Annotated in this window: 16 protein-coding genes and 1 riboswitch; of the genes, 12 read left to right on the top strand and 4 right to left on the bottom strand. The window is 63.9% G+C overall.

Annotation, left to right across the window (positions count from 1 at the left end; translation table 11 throughout):
- Window positions 1-65: 65 nt before the first annotated feature.
- Complete coding sequence (locus AC1DZ8_RS20355; protein ID WP_477310819.1) at window positions 66-1,229, bottom strand: aromatic ring-hydroxylating oxygenase subunit alpha; 1,164 nt, start codon at window positions 1,227-1,229, stop codon at window positions 66-68.
- Between the two features lie 122 nt (window positions 1,230-1,351).
- Here AC1DZ8_RS20355 and AC1DZ8_RS20350 point away from each other — a divergent pair, with 122 nt between their 5' ends.
- The 5 genes from AC1DZ8_RS20350 to cobO all read left to right on the top strand — a co-directional run bounded on the left by AC1DZ8_RS20350 (window position 1,352) and on the right by cobO (window position 4,443).
- Entirely contained in the window at window positions 1,352-2,044 is a 693-nt protein-coding gene (locus AC1DZ8_RS20350) for a gamma-glutamylcyclotransferase (RefSeq protein ID WP_477310821.1), read from the top strand.
- Between the two features lie 67 nt (window positions 2,045-2,111).
- Window positions 2,112-2,306, top strand: a riboswitch (cobalamin riboswitch).
- Window positions 2,307-2,342: 36 nt separating this feature from the next.
- Entirely contained in the window at window positions 2,343-2,522 is a 180-nt protein-coding gene (locus tag AC1DZ8_RS20345; protein ID WP_477310823.1) for a CbtB domain-containing protein, read from the top strand.
- A gap of 15 nt (window positions 2,523-2,537) precedes the next feature.
- Entirely contained in the window at window positions 2,538-3,323 is a 786-nt protein-coding gene (locus AC1DZ8_RS20340) for a CbtA family protein (protein WP_477310825.1), read from the top strand.
- A complete protein-coding gene (gene cobU / locus AC1DZ8_RS20335) occupies window positions 3,316-3,828 on the top strand; it encodes a bifunctional adenosylcobinamide kinase/adenosylcobinamide-phosphate guanylyltransferase (RefSeq protein ID WP_477401503.1) in 513 nt (170 codons plus the stop codon). Before AC1DZ8_RS20340 ends, cobU begins: the two co-directional genes overlap by 8 nt.
- Window positions 3,829-4,443, top strand: a complete 615-nt coding sequence (gene cobO, locus AC1DZ8_RS20330) for a cob(I)yrinic acid a,c-diamide adenosyltransferase (RefSeq protein WP_477401501.1) — start codon at window positions 3,829-3,831, stop codon at window positions 4,441-4,443.
- A 359-nt stretch (window positions 4,444-4,802) separates the two neighbouring features.
- Here cobO and cbiB read toward each other — a convergent pair whose 3' ends face one another.
- A complete protein-coding gene (gene cbiB / locus AC1DZ8_RS20325) occupies window positions 4,803-5,780 on the bottom strand; it encodes an adenosylcobinamide-phosphate synthase CbiB (RefSeq protein WP_477310829.1) in 978 nt (325 codons plus the stop codon).
- On the opposite strand from cbiB, the gene cobD reads away from it, so the two are divergent.
- The gene (cobD, locus tag AC1DZ8_RS20320; protein ID WP_477310847.1) at window positions 5,779-6,834 is read left to right on the top strand and encodes a threonine-phosphate decarboxylase CobD; all 1,056 of its coding nucleotides are present in this window, start codon (window positions 5,779-5,781) and stop codon (window positions 6,832-6,834) included. The two genes, cbiB and cobD, sit on opposite strands and share 2 nt — an antisense overlap.
- A complete protein-coding gene (locus tag AC1DZ8_RS20315) occupies window positions 6,831-7,340 on the top strand; it encodes a tyrosine phosphatase family protein (RefSeq protein WP_477310831.1) in 510 nt (169 codons plus the stop codon). The genes cobD and AC1DZ8_RS20315 overlap by 4 nt, the downstream gene beginning before the upstream one ends.
- Window positions 7,341-7,344: 4 nt before the next feature.
- On the opposite strand, the gene AC1DZ8_RS20310 is transcribed toward AC1DZ8_RS20315, so the two are convergent.
- Both AC1DZ8_RS20310 and AC1DZ8_RS20305 read right to left on the bottom strand, forming a co-directional pair.
- On the bottom strand, window positions 7,345-8,148 hold the full coding sequence (locus tag AC1DZ8_RS20310) for a creatininase family protein (protein WP_477310833.1): 804 nt from the start codon (window positions 8,146-8,148) through the stop codon (window positions 7,345-7,347).
- Between the two features lie 54 nt (window positions 8,149-8,202).
- Entirely contained in the window at window positions 8,203-8,586 is a 384-nt protein-coding gene (locus AC1DZ8_RS20305) for a RidA family protein (protein ID WP_477310835.1), read from the bottom strand.
- 254 nt (window positions 8,587-8,840) lie between these two features.
- Here AC1DZ8_RS20305 and AC1DZ8_RS20300 point away from each other — a divergent pair, with 254 nt between their 5' ends.
- The 5 genes from AC1DZ8_RS20300 (at window position 8,841) to AC1DZ8_RS20280 (ending at window position 14,533) form a co-directional block, all read left to right on the top strand.
- Window positions 8,841-9,845 carry an ABC transporter substrate-binding protein gene (locus AC1DZ8_RS20300; RefSeq protein WP_477310837.1) on the top strand — a complete coding sequence of 335 codons (1,005 nt, stop codon included), beginning with the start codon at window positions 8,841-8,843 and terminating at the stop codon, window positions 9,843-9,845.
- A 32-nt stretch (window positions 9,846-9,877) separates the two neighbouring features.
- Window positions 9,878-10,672: an ABC transporter ATP-binding protein gene (locus tag AC1DZ8_RS20295; protein WP_477310839.1), complete on the top strand. Its 795-nt coding sequence runs from the start codon at window positions 9,878-9,880 to the stop codon at window positions 10,670-10,672.
- Complete coding sequence (locus AC1DZ8_RS20290; RefSeq protein ID WP_477310841.1) at window positions 10,659-11,510, top strand: ABC transporter permease; 852 nt, start codon at window positions 10,659-10,661, stop codon at window positions 11,508-11,510. Before AC1DZ8_RS20295 ends, AC1DZ8_RS20290 begins: the two co-directional genes overlap by 14 nt.
- Before the next feature lie 318 nt (window positions 11,511-11,828).
- The gene (locus AC1DZ8_RS20285) at window positions 11,829-13,130 is read left to right on the top strand and encodes a cytosine deaminase (protein ID WP_477310843.1); all 1,302 of its coding nucleotides are present in this window, start codon (window positions 11,829-11,831) and stop codon (window positions 13,128-13,130) included.
- Entirely contained in the window at window positions 13,130-14,533 is a 1,404-nt protein-coding gene (locus AC1DZ8_RS20280) for an FAD-binding oxidoreductase (RefSeq protein ID WP_477310845.1), read from the top strand. The genes AC1DZ8_RS20285 and AC1DZ8_RS20280 overlap by 1 nt, the downstream gene beginning before the upstream one ends.
- Window positions 14,534-14,661: the final 128 nt, after the last annotated feature.

The raw sequence follows: 14,661 nt of genomic DNA, 5'->3' as shown, positions 1-14,661 counted from the left end.
TTGCCGGGAACGGATCGGTTTCCTGTTACCGGCCGAGGAATTGCCAGCCGCCGAAATCACTTTGATCAGAGCGCCGCATGCTGCTCACGCACCCAGTTGTGGAAGCGGTGCAGATCGTATTCCTCCGGCATCAGCACCCCGGCCTGGTGGCGCATCGAGCGCAGGCCTTTCTGGTTGATCTCGCAAATCGCCGCATCCTCCTCGAGCACCTGGGTGCCGAAGGCGACGACATTGTCGATGTCGGTCTGAGCCAACGCTTCGGGCGCGAACAGCCATTCGGCGGTCAGTTCGGTCTGCTCGGGGCCGAGCGGCGTCAGCCGCACGGTGCGGACATAATCGACATGGCCGACGATGAACATCGAGGGCAGGCTGATGGCATAGGTCTGGCCGGCCGCGCGTTCGGCCGGCGTCAGGCCGGAGAAGACCGGGCCATGGACGTGGCCGTCGCGCGACCATGTCTCGGCGCCGGCGCGCAGGCCGCCGGAAAACTCCGGCGCGTCATTGTCGGCATGGCGCACCCAGTCGGGGTCGTCGTGGCGGCTCATCAGTCCGCGGCCGTAGATCGGCACCAGCCGCGACAGGTCCTTGTGGACGCCGGGGCAGTGCAGGCACTCGTTGAAGTTCTCCCAAAAAATCTTCCAGTTGCAGTTCATCACCTTGCGCAGCACATGACCTGAAACCAGCGCTTCCAGCGGCCAGTTGCCGAGGTTGCCCGATGCCGGATCGAACGAGGTCTCGGCAGTGCCGGCCGCATCTTCCTGCAGGTTGACGAAGACAAAGCCGCGCCAGACCGACAGCGCCACGCGGTAGAGCGGATGGTCGGCCTTGTCGAACCCGTCGGGCAGCGATTTCGAGGGCACGCGCACGAGATCGCCGCGCAGCGAATAGGACCAGGCGTGGTAGGGGCAGGTGATGAGCCGCGCCTTCAACCGTCCCTCGCTCTCCTGGCAAAGCTGCGAGCCGCGATGCCGGCAAGTGTTGTGGAAGGCGCGCAGTTCGCCGGTGTCATCGCGCAGCACGACAATTTCCTGTGTGCCGACGCGAAATGTCCTGAACGCCAAAGGCTGGGCGAGGTCTGCCTCGCGGCAGACGAGCAGCCAGCTTTTGTACCAGATGGCGTCGAGATCGCGCTGGTATGCGCCGGCGTCCCAATAGGCCGAGGACGGCAGCGTCGGTTCGGCCCGAGTCAGGCCGTTATAGGGGTCGCGCTGGCCCGGATTGGGTTGCATGGCTGGCTTCCTCTAGGGATACGCCAGCCGACACCCCGGCAAATCGTTTGTCAATCAGGGCGCCGCATTGCCGGTTTGGCGCGCGGCGCATAATCATGTCGGGGACATGGGGGATTCGGAACGTGGCCGCACGACAGATGTCGCTTACGCCGGAGCTGGTCGCGCGTTGCTGGCGCGAGATCAGGGACCCCGGGCCGGATCCAGACGCGATGCATCTGGATGACAGCGACTACGACGCGCTGCTGGATGAATTGCAGGCTGAGCTCCCCGACAGCGAACCGCTGTGGCTGTTCGGCTATGGTTCGCTGATCTGGAAACCGGAAATCGATTATGTCGAGCACCGCGTCGCCTTGGCGCGCGGCTGGCACCGTTCCTTCTGCATGAACATGACGCGCTGGCGGGGCACCAAGGAAAGCCCGGGTCTGATGATGGCGCTCGACAGTGGCGGACAGTGCAAAGGCGTCGCCTTCCGGCTGGCCGACGACAACCGGCGAGAACAGCTGGGCCGGCTTTTCCGGCGTGAAGTCACGCTGAAGCCGACGAGCTACCGGCCGCGCATGCTGAAGCTTGCAAGCGAGGCCGGTCCACTCAGGGCGCTGGCTTTCGTCATCAACCGCAACGGCCTGACCTATTCCGGTCCGCTCGACGAGGCGAAGGTCGTCGAGCGGCTGGCCACATCCTGCGGGCACTGGGGGTCGGGCGCCGACTATCTCTACAACACGGTGAAGAATCTGGAGGAGCGCGGCATTCACGACCGCCATCTCTGGCGGCTGCAGCGGCTGGTGGCCGAGCGGATCACCGCCTTGAACCCGTAACACTGAATGGCGCATTCGCGCTGTTGGCCGGCGGAATTTGGTTTGCCGGATGCGGCTGTTTCAGCCTATAGTCACGCATGTCGTCGGTTCCGTTAGGGACCAAGAGGGAATGCGGTGAGGGCTGACTTGTTGCCCAATGCCGTGGCTGCCCCCGCAACTGTGTGCGGTAGTCCTCTCCAAGCCACTGAGGATTTTTCTTCGGGAAGGTGGGGAAGGGCGCTGATCCGCGAGCCAGGAGACCTGCCGGCGACAGGGAACTGACTTCGATGCCCTCGGGTGGAGGGCGAAAGGACAAGATATGAATACCGCTTCCGTCTCCCTCGGCGCTTCCGTCTCCTCGCAGTCGCGCTTCATGCAGCTGGTGCTCTCTGCATTTCTCGGCCTGTTCGTTGTCGGTGTTGTCGGCTTCTCGCATCTTGATGTGGTCCACAACGCCGCGCACGATTATCGCCACTCGATGGCGTTTCCCTGCCACTGACGAGGAATTGACATCATGAACCTGTTTCGCAACGTCGTGTTTATCGCGGCGATCGCAGGGCTCGTGGCTGGCGTCGTTCTTGCCTGCATGCAGGCCTTTGCCACCTACCCCCTGATCTACCAGGCCGAAGTTTTTGAGAAGGCCGGCGGCCACCAGCACGATCATGCTGCGGCACCGGCCGCCAACACCAGTGCCGCACCGGCGGAAAACGCCATGAGCACCGCCGCACCGGCGCCTGCCGAAGCGGCGGCTCCGGCTGAAGACGAAGGCTGGTCGCCGGCCGATGGCTTCGAGCGCTTCGCTTTCAGTGTCGCCGCCAATATCGTCACCGGCATCGGCTTCGCGCTGATTCTGGTCGCGGTTTCCGAGTTCGCTGGCGGAATCGGCAGCTGGCGCCAGGGTGTGTTCTGGGGCTTGGCCGGCTTTGCCGCGTTTACGCTGGCGCCGGGCCTCGGCCTGCCGCCCGAACTGCCGGCAATGCCGGCAGCCGACCTCATGCAGCGCCAGATCTGGTGGTGGGCAACGGTGGCGGCGACAGCGGCTGGCCTTGGCCTTCTCGCCTTCCGCAAGTCGTTGCCGTTGGCGATCCTTGCCGTGGCTTTGATCGTGGCGCCACATATTGTTGGTGCGCCGCAGCCAGACAGCTTCGTGACAGCAATCCCGGAAGGTCTGCACCATCAGTTCGTGGTGGCGGTTACGGTGACCAATCTGGTGTTCTGGCTGGTGCTTGGTGCTGCCGTCGGCGTGGTGCGCGGACGCTTCACCGGCACGGCGACCAGCCTGCGCGACAGCTTTGCCTGATCGCAGTTTGACCTTCATCATCGGCGGTGCGCGCTCCGGCAAGAGCGCGCATGCCGAAACCCTGGCGACGGCGTTGCCGCCGCCGTGGGCCTATATCGCCACAGCTGAAGCCTATGACGAGGAGATGCGCGAGCGCATCGCGTCGCATCGGTCGCGGCGCAGCGAGGGATGGGCGACCATCGATGCGCCGCTCGATCTAGCTGGTGCGCTCGAGGCCTTGACGGAAAACCAGCCGGTGCTTGTCGATTGCCTGACGCTGTGGCTGACCAATCATATGCTTTCCGACCATGATCTCGACGCAGAATGCCGGCGGCTGGCCGATGTTTTATCGCGGCCGCGCGGGCCGTGGTTTGTGGTCTCCAACGAAGTCGGGCAAGGCATCGTACCGGACAATGCGCTGGCACGCCGGTTTCGCGACGCCGCCGGCCGACTCAACCAGCAGGTCGCGGCAACTGCCGATACGGTGCTATTGATGGTGGCCGGGCTGCCGCTCAAGGTGAAATAAATGACCGATATCGATGCAAAAGACGAGGAACGCCACCGCGCCAAGATGGCCAAGCGCAAGGCGGTGCAGGATGCCGAGGTGGCGGAAAAGACGGTCGAGAAGGGGCTGCTGATCGTCAACACCGGTCCCGGCAAGGGCAAGACCACCGCCGCCTTCGGCCTGGCGTTGCGCATGCTCGGCTACGGCAAGCGCATCGGTGTCGTCCAGTTCATCAAGGGCAAATGGCACACCGGCGAAAAGGATGCCTTCGCGGCGTTCGGCGAGCGCGTCGTCTGGCACACGATGGGCGAGGGGTTCACCTGGGAAACGCAGGATCTCAAGCGCGACATCGCGGCGGCGGAGGCAGCCTGGGCCAAGGCGGTGGAGCTGATCGCCGATCCCTCGATCAGCCTTGTCGTGCTCGATGAGCTGAACATTGCGCTGCGCTACGACTATCTCGATCTCGACGCAGTGGTCGCGGCGCTGAAGACGCGGCGTGAAGGCCTGCATGTCGTCGTCACCGGCCGCAACGCCAAGCCGGCGCTGGTCGAGGCCGCCGATCTCGTCACCGAAATGGGCGTGACCAAGCACCATTTTTCTGCGGGTGTTAAGGCACAGCAGGGGATTGAGTTCTAGAGGGTCTTTTACTGTCCCCACATGGGCTACGGCCTGCATACATTTCCAAGCGGCTGATCTTTGGCAATAGTGTGCATGGCAGCCTGGCGCATGCATTGTCTTATGCTGCGCTGGTCGACCCCCACTCCGTCTCGGCTTCGCCGAGCCACCTCTCCCCCGATCGACGGGGTAGAGGAAAGGCGCCAAGTTTTTTGCGGCCAATGCTCGTCCAGCAACGCTCCCTTCCTTTCCCTCCGGAGGGGGGAAAGGTGGCGCTGCGAAGCAGCGACGGATTGGGGGAACCACGTGGCAATCAAGCCTCGGGCCGATCAGTCGCGCCAGTCACATGGGGAGGGTGAAGAACGGGCGAAGCCTAGATCTCAAAACGTCACCGCGATCAGCACCGCTGACAGCAACCCAAACAGCCCGATCAGCAGATAGTCCGCCACCTGGTAGAGTTTCAGTGCCCGCCTGATGTCGAGGCTCTCGGCTTCGCGGCGGCCGCCTTCGCCCATGAACGCATCCTCGACGACAACGCCGCCATAGCTGCGCGGGCCGGCGAGCGCCAGGCCGAGCGCGCCGGCCATTGCCGCTTCCGGCCAGCCTGCATTGGGCGAGCGGTGTTTTCCGGCGTCGCGACGCACGGCTTGCCAGGCATTGCGGGGATCGGCGTCGCGGACAAGAAAGGCGGCAGCGACGATCAACAGCGCCGTCAGCCGGGAGGCCGGCAGGTTGATCCAGTCGTCGAAAAGCGCCGCGGCGCGGCCAAAGGCCTCGTGGCGCGGTGTGCGGTGGCCGATCATCGAATCGGCGGTGTTGGCGGCCTTGTAGGCGACGCCGCCGGCCAGCCCGCAGACGCCCGTCCAGAAGGCAGGTGCGACGATGCCGTCGGAGAAATTCTCGGCCAGGCTTTCAATCGCGGCGCGGCTGACGCCGGCGTGGTCGAGCTTTTCGGGATCGCGGCCGACAATGCGGGCGACGGCAATGCGGCCGAGCGCCAGTCCGCCAGTGTCGAGCGCATCGGCCACCGCCTCGACATGTTCGGTAAGGCTCTTCTGCGACAGCAGCGACGAGGCGAGAATTGCGGTGAGAATCATACCGGCGGGAAACAACTGCCAGAGCAGAAGTTGCGCGACGAAGGCGATTGCCGCAGGCACCAGCACGATGACAAGCAAAGCGGTCTTGCCTTGGCGGCGACGCTGCGCGTCGGAATCAGTGGCGCGGTTGAGCCTGAGGTCGAGAAAGGATATCAGCCTGCCGAACCAGGTGACGGGATGGCCAACGGCACGGAACAGCCAGTCCGGGTAGCCCAGGATGCGTTCGATGACCAGCGACAGGAAAGCGATCAGGATCGACATGAAGCTTTCTGATGGAGCGATTGCTGCGGTGGATCACGGTGGATCCCTTGGCCGGGCGAGCGCGCTCTTCCCTCACGCGCCACAGCCTTTCGTCGATCTCTCGACAGGTATCAATCCGCACTCCTACCCGCTTTTCGAGCTGCCCGCCACCGCTCTGTCGCGATTGCCGGAAGCCGCGCGTCTGCATGAGCTGGCTAAGGTCGCCGCCGGCGCCTATGGCGCGCCGTCGGCAGCGCATGTGGCGGTAGCCCCGGGCACGCAGATCCTGCTGCCGCGCGTCGCTTCGCTGGTGAGCCCCGGTCGGGCGCTGGTGCTGGGGCCGACCTATGCCGAGCATGCCAGGGCGGCGGCGATTGCCGGCCATGCGGTGGTGGAGGTCGAGGATGTCGACGCGCTTGCCGCCGCCGACCTTGCCATTGTCGTCAATCCCAACAATCCGGACGGGCGGGTCGTTTCGCGGGAAAGGCTGCTTCTGCTTGCCGGGGCATTGCGCGCCAAGGGCGGGCTGCTGGTCGTCGACGAGGCGTTCATGGATGTCGGCCCGCACGCGGAAAGCCTTGCCGGCGATGTCGGGCAGGGTGGTATCGTCGTGCTGCGCTCCTTCGGCAAGTTTTTTGGCCTGGCCGGCCTGCGGCTCGGCTTCGCGCTTTCCGATGCGTTGACGGTCGAACGGCTGGAAACGCAATTCGGTCCCTGGGCCGTCGCCGGCCCGGCGCTTGAATATGGCATCAGGGCGCTTGGCGACAGCGGCTGGCAGGCCGACATGCGGCGCCGGTTGGCCAAGGATGCGGCGCGGCTCGATGCGCTGTTCGGTCGGTTTGGCATTCCCGTCGCCGGTGGCACGACGCTGTTTCGCTATCTTCAGATGCCGGACGCCGGCGGGCTGTTTTCGGCGCTCGGTGAGCGCGGCATCCTGCTTCGGCATTTTGCCGACCGGCCGCAGGTACTGCGCGCCGGGCTGCCGGGCACCGACGAGGAGTGGCAACGGCTTGAATCGGCGCTTGCCGACTGGGCCGCACGGCGCGACGATGAGCCGAAGGAGATCGCGCCATGATCCATGTCTGTTCGCTGTCCAAGCTGGAGGAAACGGTGGCGAAAAGCGGCGCCGAGCGCATGCTGTCGCTGCTGGCCGCCGGCACCGAGGTGACGCGACCGGCCTCGATCTCCAGGGAAAACCACCTGCATCTGGTGATGCACGACATTGCGGTGGCGCAGGACGGCATGAGCATGCCGGGCGAAGACCATGTGCGCAACCTGCTCGCTTTCGCCCGCAAATGGGATCGCGCCAAGCCAATGGTCGTGCATTGCTATGCCGGTATCAGCCGCTCGACGGCCTCGGCCTATATCATCGCGGCGGCGCTCGCCCCGAAGCGCGACGAGGCGGAATTGGCGCAGACATTGCGGAAGCTGTCGCCATCGGCGACGCCCAATCCACGGCTGATTGCCGTCGCCGATGCGCTGCTTGGGCGCGAGGGCCGAATGATTTCGGCGATCGAAGCGATCGGGCGCGGCGCCGACGCTTTCGAAGGCACGCCGTTTGTGCTGAAGATCGACGGCTGAGCCTTTACGCCAGCCAGTCGGCAAGCTTCGCCTTGCGCACATCTTTCAACAGGGTGATGAAGCCGTCGGCCTGATGCTCTGCCGTCAGCCGGCCTTTCTCGGCCGTTGCGATCGAGGCGTCGCCGACGACGCCGTTCGGGTTGAGGTCGCTGGCGATCCAGGCGAAGGCGTGGGTTCCGGTGTGGCGCAGCAGTGCAAATTCCGTTTCGGCGCGGGCGACCTTGGAGACAAAATTGTCAGCCTTGCCCATGTCGACGAGGTCCGGGCGGAAATGCAGCATCAGCGAGGTCTCGACGTCGCCGCCATGGATGCCGTGGCGGTCCTCCAACTCGGTGTACATGCCGGCCGGGCGGCCAAAACGCTGCCAGCTGGTCTTCACCGCCAGCATCCTTTCACGCACGCGCAGCTCGCGCGTGACGATGCCCATGATCTCTTCATTGCCGCCATGCGAGTTGACGACGATCAATTTTCTCACCCCGGCGCGGGCAACGGACAGGCCTAGCTCGGTCCAGGCGTCGACCAGGGTCGTCGCCGGCAAGGTCAGCGTGCCCGGCGCATGCAGATGCTCGTTCGACTTGCCGACCGCCTGCACCGGCAGGATGCGGATGTCGAGATCGGTTGGCAGGCGGGCAATCACCGTCTCCAGCATGCCGTTCATGATCGACGTGTCGGTCGAAACCGGAAGATGCGGGCCGTGCTGCTCGATTGCAGCTACCGGCAGAACGGCAATGGTCGCTTCCGGGTCGATCGCGGCGTATTCAGTGGTCCGGTAGTCGCCCCACCACACGCGTCTGTTAGCAACGGTCATGTCATGCCTCTTCAATGTGCCGGGAGACCTAGCGCGCCAAACGCCGCCTGTCGATCACCCGGCCGCGATCGCCTCAACCTCGACCTTGAACTCCGGCCGCGCGAAGCCCGACACGATCATCAGCGTCGAGGCGGGCGCCGGGCTGCTAAACAAGCGGTCGCGGACGTCCATATAGGGGCGCAGATGCGCGCGGTCGGTGACATAGGCGTTGATGCGCACGATGTCGGCAAGCCCGAGCCCGGCCTCAGCCAATACCGCCGCGATGTTCTGGAAGCACAACTCGGCCTGCGCGCCGGAATCCTCCGGGATCTGATCATCCGCCGTGATGGCGACCTGACCCGAGCACAGCACCAGCCGCTTGCCTGAGGGGACCTCGACGCCGTGACTGTAGCGGGCGAAGGGCGGCTTGATCGACTTCGGGGTGAGGAATCTGAACATGGCAATCTCCGGTTCTGCGGCTAGCCTAGGGCCGGACGGCTGGGCCCTCAAGATGCGGTGCATGGCATAGGGGCGATTGTGGACAGGCGTCCAAAAAATAGGCACGATGCCTCCCGCACAGCATGACCCGTCCGGTCTTGGCAATGACGTCCGCGTGAAGCAGGCGGTCCGGGCGGTGGCATGTGTCTTGCTTCTTGGACCAATGGTGTCGAGCCCGGCGCGTGACGCTCCGGAGCCAACAAAGGGTGGTGTCGATGTACGGAAGACGGAAGATTTTGGCTGGCGCGCTCGCGCTGCTTGGGGCCAGCACGCTGGGTGCGGCTGCGAACGAAAAAGTCACCTTCGGCACCAATTGGCTGGCCGAGCCCGAGCATGGCGGCTACTACCAGGCCGTGGCCGACGGCACCTATGCCGCTTGCGGCCTCGACGTGACGATCTCGCAGGGCGGCCCGCAGGTCAGCGGCCGGCCGCTGCTGCTGGCCGGCAAGCTCGATTTCTACATGGGCGGCAATCTCTTGTCGGCCTTCGATGCCGTGCAGCAGGGCATTCCGATGCGGGTCGTCGCCGCCGATTTCCAGAAGGATCCGCAGGTCATCATGTCCCAGCCGGGGCAGGGACTGGACAAGTGGGAAGATCTGAAGAACGCCGACCAGTACATTCTCGGCGACGAGGGCGCGCAGACCTTCTTCCAGTGGATGGTCACCGAACTCGGCTTCGATGCCGCCAAGCGCGTGCCCTACACCTTCAATCCGGCGCCCTTCATCGCCAACAAGAAGTCGATCCAGCAGGGCTATGTCACCTCGGAGCCGTTCGCAGTGCAGAAAGCGGGCGGCTTCCTGCCCAACCAGTTCCTGCTCGCCGACTATGGCTGGGAGACCTATGCGACCACCGTCGAGGTCATGCAGGACACGATCGACAAGCGGCCGGAGGTGGTGCAGTGCTTCGTCGATGGCTCGGCCAAGGGCTGGTACAACTATCTCTACGGCGACAACAAGGCCGCCAACGACATGATCAAGAAGGATAATCCTGACATGACGGATGAGCAGATCGCCTTCTCGATCGAACAGCTGAAAAAATTCGGCGTGGTCGATTCCGGCGATTCGGAGAAGCTCGGCATCGGCGCCATGACCGACGCACGCATCCAGAGTTTCTACGACAAGATGGTCAAGGCCAAGGTCGCGCAGCCCGGCATCGACATCAAGAAGGCCTATACGCTGGCCTTCATCAACAAGGGCGTCGGGCTCGAGCTGAAGAAGTAATCGTGAGACTGGAGACAATGGCGAAGGCGCCCATGACAGCGTCGAGCGAAAGCCCGATGCTTTTGGCGCTGCGCCATGTCGGCAAGGTGTTTTCCAACGGCGTGACGGCGCTGAGCGATGTCGACCTGACAATCCGCGAAGGCGATTTTCTCAGCCTGCTCGGGCCGTCCGGCTGCGGCAAGTCGACGGCGCTCAGGCTGATCGCCGGCCTGTCGACGCCGACCTCCGGCGTGCTCGACTGGCGCGGTTCGATCGACCGCTCGAACATCGGCTTCGTCTTCCAGGAGCCGACGCTGCTGCCCTGGGCCAATGTCTTCGACAATGTCTGGCTGCCGCTGAGACTCAAAGGCATCTCGCGCGCCAAGGCGGCGCCGGCGGTGACGGAGATGCTGGCGCGGGTGCATCTGACCGGCTTCGAGAATGCCGTGCCGCGCGAGCTTTCCGGCGGCATGAAGATGCGCGTCTCGATCGCGCGCGCCATGGTGACCAAGCCGCGCATCCTGTTGATGGACGAGCCGTTCGCAGCGCTCGACGAGATCACCCGTTTCAAGCTCAATAACGATCTTCTGGAGCTATGGCAGGACGAGCGTTTTACAGTCGTCTTCGTCACCCACAGCGTCTTCGAAAGCGTGTTCCTGTCCAACCGAGTCGTCGTCATGGCGGCGCGGCCGGGACGCGTCCATGCCGAGTTGGCCATCGATGCCGCCTATCCGCGTGACGAGGTGTTTCGGACCTCGCCCGACTATGCCGCGCTCTGCCGCCAGGCCTCGGACATTCTCGTCAACGCCATCAACACATCAGCCGGACCGCACCATGACGGCCATTGAGCAGCCCTCACTGACTCTCGATCCGGAGGAGGCGGGCCGTGTGCGCCAGGAGCGGCTGGAGCGGATTGGTAGATGGCTGCTGCCGCTGGCAATCATGATCCTGGCGATCTGGTTCTGGGACCGTATCTGCGTCTGGAACGAGATTCCGAAATACATCCTGCCGCGTCCGGGCGTCGTGCTGCAGACGCTGTACGACGATGCCGGGCTGCTGTTCTCCTCGCTTCTGGTGACGCTCAGGATCACCTTCCTCAGCCTGTTGCTGGCCGTCATTGGCGGCGTTGGGCTGGCGGTGCTGTTTGCCCAATCGAAATGGGTGGAGATGTCGTTCTTCCCTTTCGCCATCGTGCTGCAGGTGACGCCGATCGTGGCGATCTTCCCGCTGATCAACATCTATGTGAACAACCAGACGGTAAAGCTGCTGCTCTGCGCCTGGATCGTCGCCTTCTTCCCGATCCTGTCCAACACCACGCTCGGCCTGAATTCCGTCGACCGCAATCTGCGCGATATGTTCAAGCTCAACGGCGCGACGCGCTGGCAGCAATTGCGCTATCTCAGGCTGCCGGCGGCGATGCCCTATTTCCTCGGCGGCTTGAAGATCGCCGGCGGCCTGTCGCTGATCGGCGCTGTGGTGGCCGAGTTCGTCGCCGGCGCGCAGGGGCAGTCGTCGGGGCTGGCGTCGCGCATCATCGAGGCCGGCTACCGGCTCAACGCGCCAAGGCTGTTCGCGGCGCTGATCCTGATTTCGCTCACCGGCATAGTGATCTTCCTGGTGCTGTCGCTGGTGTCGCATCTCATCCTGCGCCGCTGGCACGAGAGCGCGCTGAAGCAGGAGCGGTAGGGTGACGAAGTGAGCGGGACGTTGGCGCGAAGCACCCCCCTCTGGCCTGCCGGCCATCTCCCCCTCAAGGGGGGAGATCGGATGTTTCTTTGGCTTTCGCCACTCATAGATGTTGCTGAAGAGGCGGCTCGGTTGAAGCTGCCAATCTCCCCCCTTGAGGGGCAGGGCAATCGCATATGGACTCGTTCGAGGAATCGAACGGCGAACAAATCGGAATCGCGTCGAGAACAAACGTCGCGAAATTCCATCTTTGTTCCGCATATGCGATTCCCCTGCCTTGAGGGGGGAGATGCCCGGCAGGGCAGAGGGGGGTAAGGCTTGATACCGCCCTTTGGCTCTTACCATCTCGCCAACGTCCGTGTTCATCGATCGCTGACACCGGGCTTTGCCGGTGCCTTCGATAATGACGGCTTCGCACTGGCTGACATCGCCATTGCCGATGGCAAGATCTCAGCCATCGCCGCGCATAAGAAATCAAAAGCGCCGACAGACGCCATCGACCTCGCCGGCCGTATCATCCTGCCGTGTTTCGTCGACTGCCATACCCATATCGACAAGGGCCATATCTGGCCCAGAAAACCCAATCCAGACGGCACGTTCATGGGCGCGCTCAATGCCACCGGCGCCGACCGCGCCGCGCGCTGGAGTGCTGAGGACGTCGCGCGGCGCATGGATTTCTCGCTGCGCTGCGCCTACGCGCACGGCACCAGGGCGCTACGCACGCATCTCGACAGCGTGCCGCCGCAGGAAGAAATCTCCTGGCCGGTGTTCGAGATAATGCGGGACAAATGGCGTGGCCGCATCGAGTTGCAGGCGGCCTGTCTGCTCGGCATCGAAGGCGTGCGCGACAGGGAATGGTTCGAGAGGCTGGCCAAGCGCGTGGCCGCCGCCAAGGGCGTGCTCGGCGTCGTCACCTATATGGTGCCCGACCTCGAGGAATTGCTCGACAAGGTGTTTGCCGAGGCGATCAAGCATGGGCTCGACCTCGATTTCCACGCCGACGAGACCGACGATGTCGCTGCGATCTCCTTGAAGAAGATCGCAGAGGCGGCGCTGTGGAACGGCTTTGAGGGCAACATCCTGGTGGGGCATTGCTGCTCGTTGGCACGCCAGCCTGATCTCGACGTGCTGGATACGCTGGACAAGGTGGCCAAGGCGGGGCTGGCGGTGGTGTCGCTGCCGATGTGCAACCTCTATCTGCAGGACCGGCGTGTTGACCAGACCACACCACGCTGGCGCGGCGTGACGCTGCTGCACGAGATGAAGGCGAGGGGCATTGCGGTCGCCGTTGCTTCCGACAACACGCGCGACCCGTTCTATGCCTATGGCGATCTCGACATGCTGGAGGTCTACCGCATGGCGACGCGCATCCTGCATTTCGACCACCCGGTGGCGGACTGGCCGCAGGCGGTGGCGTCGACGCCAGCCAAGGTGATGCGGCTTGACGGCGTCGGCACGCTTGCCGCCGGCGGCAGCGCCGACTTCATCGTCTTCAAGGGGCGAAGCTGGACCGAATTGCTGTCGCGGCCCGAATCGGATCGCATCGTCGTGCGCGACGGCAAGGCGATCGATCGGCAATTGCCCGACTATGCCGAGCTCGACGAACTGATGGTGGACTAATGGATGTTTCGGCGCTCAAACGCGATCTCGACGGGATAAAACTCGACGACAATCCGGCCATCGTCCAGCAGAAGAGCCGCGATTTCTACTGGTACAGCCCGGTGCTGAAGCAGCAGCTCGACCATGTCACCGGGGATCTGATCGTGACGCCGAAGGATGAGGCAGAACTGATCCGCGTGCTCGCCGCCTGCCACCGTCACGGCGTCCCGGTGACCCCGCGCGGCAGCGGCACCGGCAATTACGGCCAGGCGATGCCGCTGTCGGGCGGTGTGGTGCTCAACCTGGCCGAGATGAATGAGATCAAGTCGATCGCGCCGGGGCGTGTGGTGACCGGACCGGGCGCGATCCTGGCCGACATCGACAGAGCGACACGGGCGCATTCCGGGCAGGAGCTCAGGCTGTCGCCGTCGACCTACAACACCGCTTCGATCGGCGGCTTCATTGCCGGCGGGTCGGGCGGCGTCGGCTCGATCAATTTCGGCGGCTTGCGTGATTTCGGCAATGTGCTGCGCCTGCGCGTCGTCACCATGGAAGCCGAGCCGAAGGTTCTCGAACTCACCGGAGAGGACCTGCACAAGGTGACCCACGCCTATGGCACCAATGGCATCATTTCCGAGGTCGAGATGCCGCTGACAGCGGCTTATGAATGGATCGATGTCATCGTCGGGTTCGACGCTTTCATGCCGGCGGCCCGCTACGGCAATGCGCTGGCCTGCCAGGACGGCATTCTCACGAAGCTGATCACGCCGATCGCCGCACCCGTGCCGCAGCTCTATTTCAAGCGCCATCAGAAGTTCCTGAAGGAAGGGCAGAGCATCTGCGTCGTCATGGTCGCGCGGCATGGGCTCGACGCGTTCCTTGCCTTCACCCGCCGCGCCGGTGGCGAAATCATCTTCAATGCGGCGACGGCGACGGATGAGGACAAGAAGGGTCTGCCGCCGGGCTTCGAGCTGGCGTGGAACCACACAACGCTCAGGGCGCTGCGCGTCGATCCCGCGATCACCTATCTGCAATCGCTCTATCCATTTCCCAACCAGTTGGCGCTGGTCGAGAAGATGGACGCGATGTTTCCGGACGAGGTTTTTTCGCATCTCGAATTTGTGCGGCTGGACGGCAACATCACCTGCTTCGGCCTGCCGCTGGTCAAATTCACCACCGAGGCGCGGCTCGACGAGATCATCCGGCTGCATGAGGAGAATGGTTGCCCGATCTTCAACCCGCATCGCTACACGCTGGAAGAGGGCGGCATGAAGCAGACCGACGAAATCCAGCTCGCCTTCAAGCGCGAGACCGATCCGCAAGGTCTGCTCAACCCCGGCAAGATGATCGCCTGGGAAAATTCGGATTATGACTATCGCTCGGGCCGGACTTTTTTGTTCAAGGGCCTGCAGAAGGCGGTGTGATGAGAGGTTTGCGCCCGTCCACCCCCCTCTGGCCTGCCGGCCATCTCCCCCTCAAGGGGGGAGATTATTTGCTCCGCCGCTTTCGCCAATCTCCAATGTTGGAAGGACAGGCGCGGCGTAAAAGCTGC

Source organism: Mesorhizobium sp. P2_F7 (genome assembly GCF_056403695.1).
This window is presented reverse-complemented; position numbering and strand designations above follow the sequence as displayed.

Coding starts and splice junctions, on each gene's coding strand:
- AC1DZ8_RS20295 (WP_477310839.1), top strand. CDS start 9,878: ATGACAGCGTCGAGCGAAAGCCCGATGCTTTTGGCGCTGCGCCATGTC.
- cobO (WP_477401501.1), top strand. CDS start 3,829: ATGACCGATATCGATGCAAAAGACGAGGAACGCCACCGCGCCAAGATG.
- cobD (WP_477310847.1), top strand. CDS start 5,779: ATGAAGCTTTCTGATGGAGCGATTGCTGCGGTGGATCACGGTGGATCC.
- AC1DZ8_RS20300 (WP_477310837.1), top strand. CDS start 8,841: ATGTACGGAAGACGGAAGATTTTGGCTGGCGCGCTCGCGCTGCTTGGG.
- AC1DZ8_RS20280 (WP_477310845.1), top strand. CDS start 13,130: ATGGATGTTTCGGCGCTCAAACGCGATCTCGACGGGATAAAACTCGAC.
- AC1DZ8_RS20305 (WP_477310835.1), bottom strand. CDS start 8,586: ATGTTCAGATTCCTCACCCCGAAGTCGATCAAGCCGCCCTTCGCCCGC.
- AC1DZ8_RS20345 (WP_477310823.1), top strand. CDS start 2,343: ATGAATACCGCTTCCGTCTCCCTCGGCGCTTCCGTCTCCTCGCAGTCG.
- AC1DZ8_RS20355 (WP_477310819.1), bottom strand. CDS start 1,229: ATGCAACCCAATCCGGGCCAGCGCGACCCCTATAACGGCCTGACTCGG.
- AC1DZ8_RS20340 (WP_477310825.1), top strand. CDS start 2,538: ATGAACCTGTTTCGCAACGTCGTGTTTATCGCGGCGATCGCAGGGCTC.
- AC1DZ8_RS20310 (WP_477310833.1), bottom strand. CDS start 8,148: ATGACCGTTGCTAACAGACGCGTGTGGTGGGGCGACTACCGGACCACT.
- AC1DZ8_RS20315 (WP_477310831.1), top strand. CDS start 6,831: ATGATCCATGTCTGTTCGCTGTCCAAGCTGGAGGAAACGGTGGCGAAA.
- AC1DZ8_RS20290 (WP_477310841.1), top strand. CDS start 10,659: ATGACGGCCATTGAGCAGCCCTCACTGACTCTCGATCCGGAGGAGGCG.
- cbiB (WP_477310829.1), bottom strand. CDS start 5,780: ATGTCGATCCTGATCGCTTTCCTGTCGCTGGTCATCGAACGCATCCTG.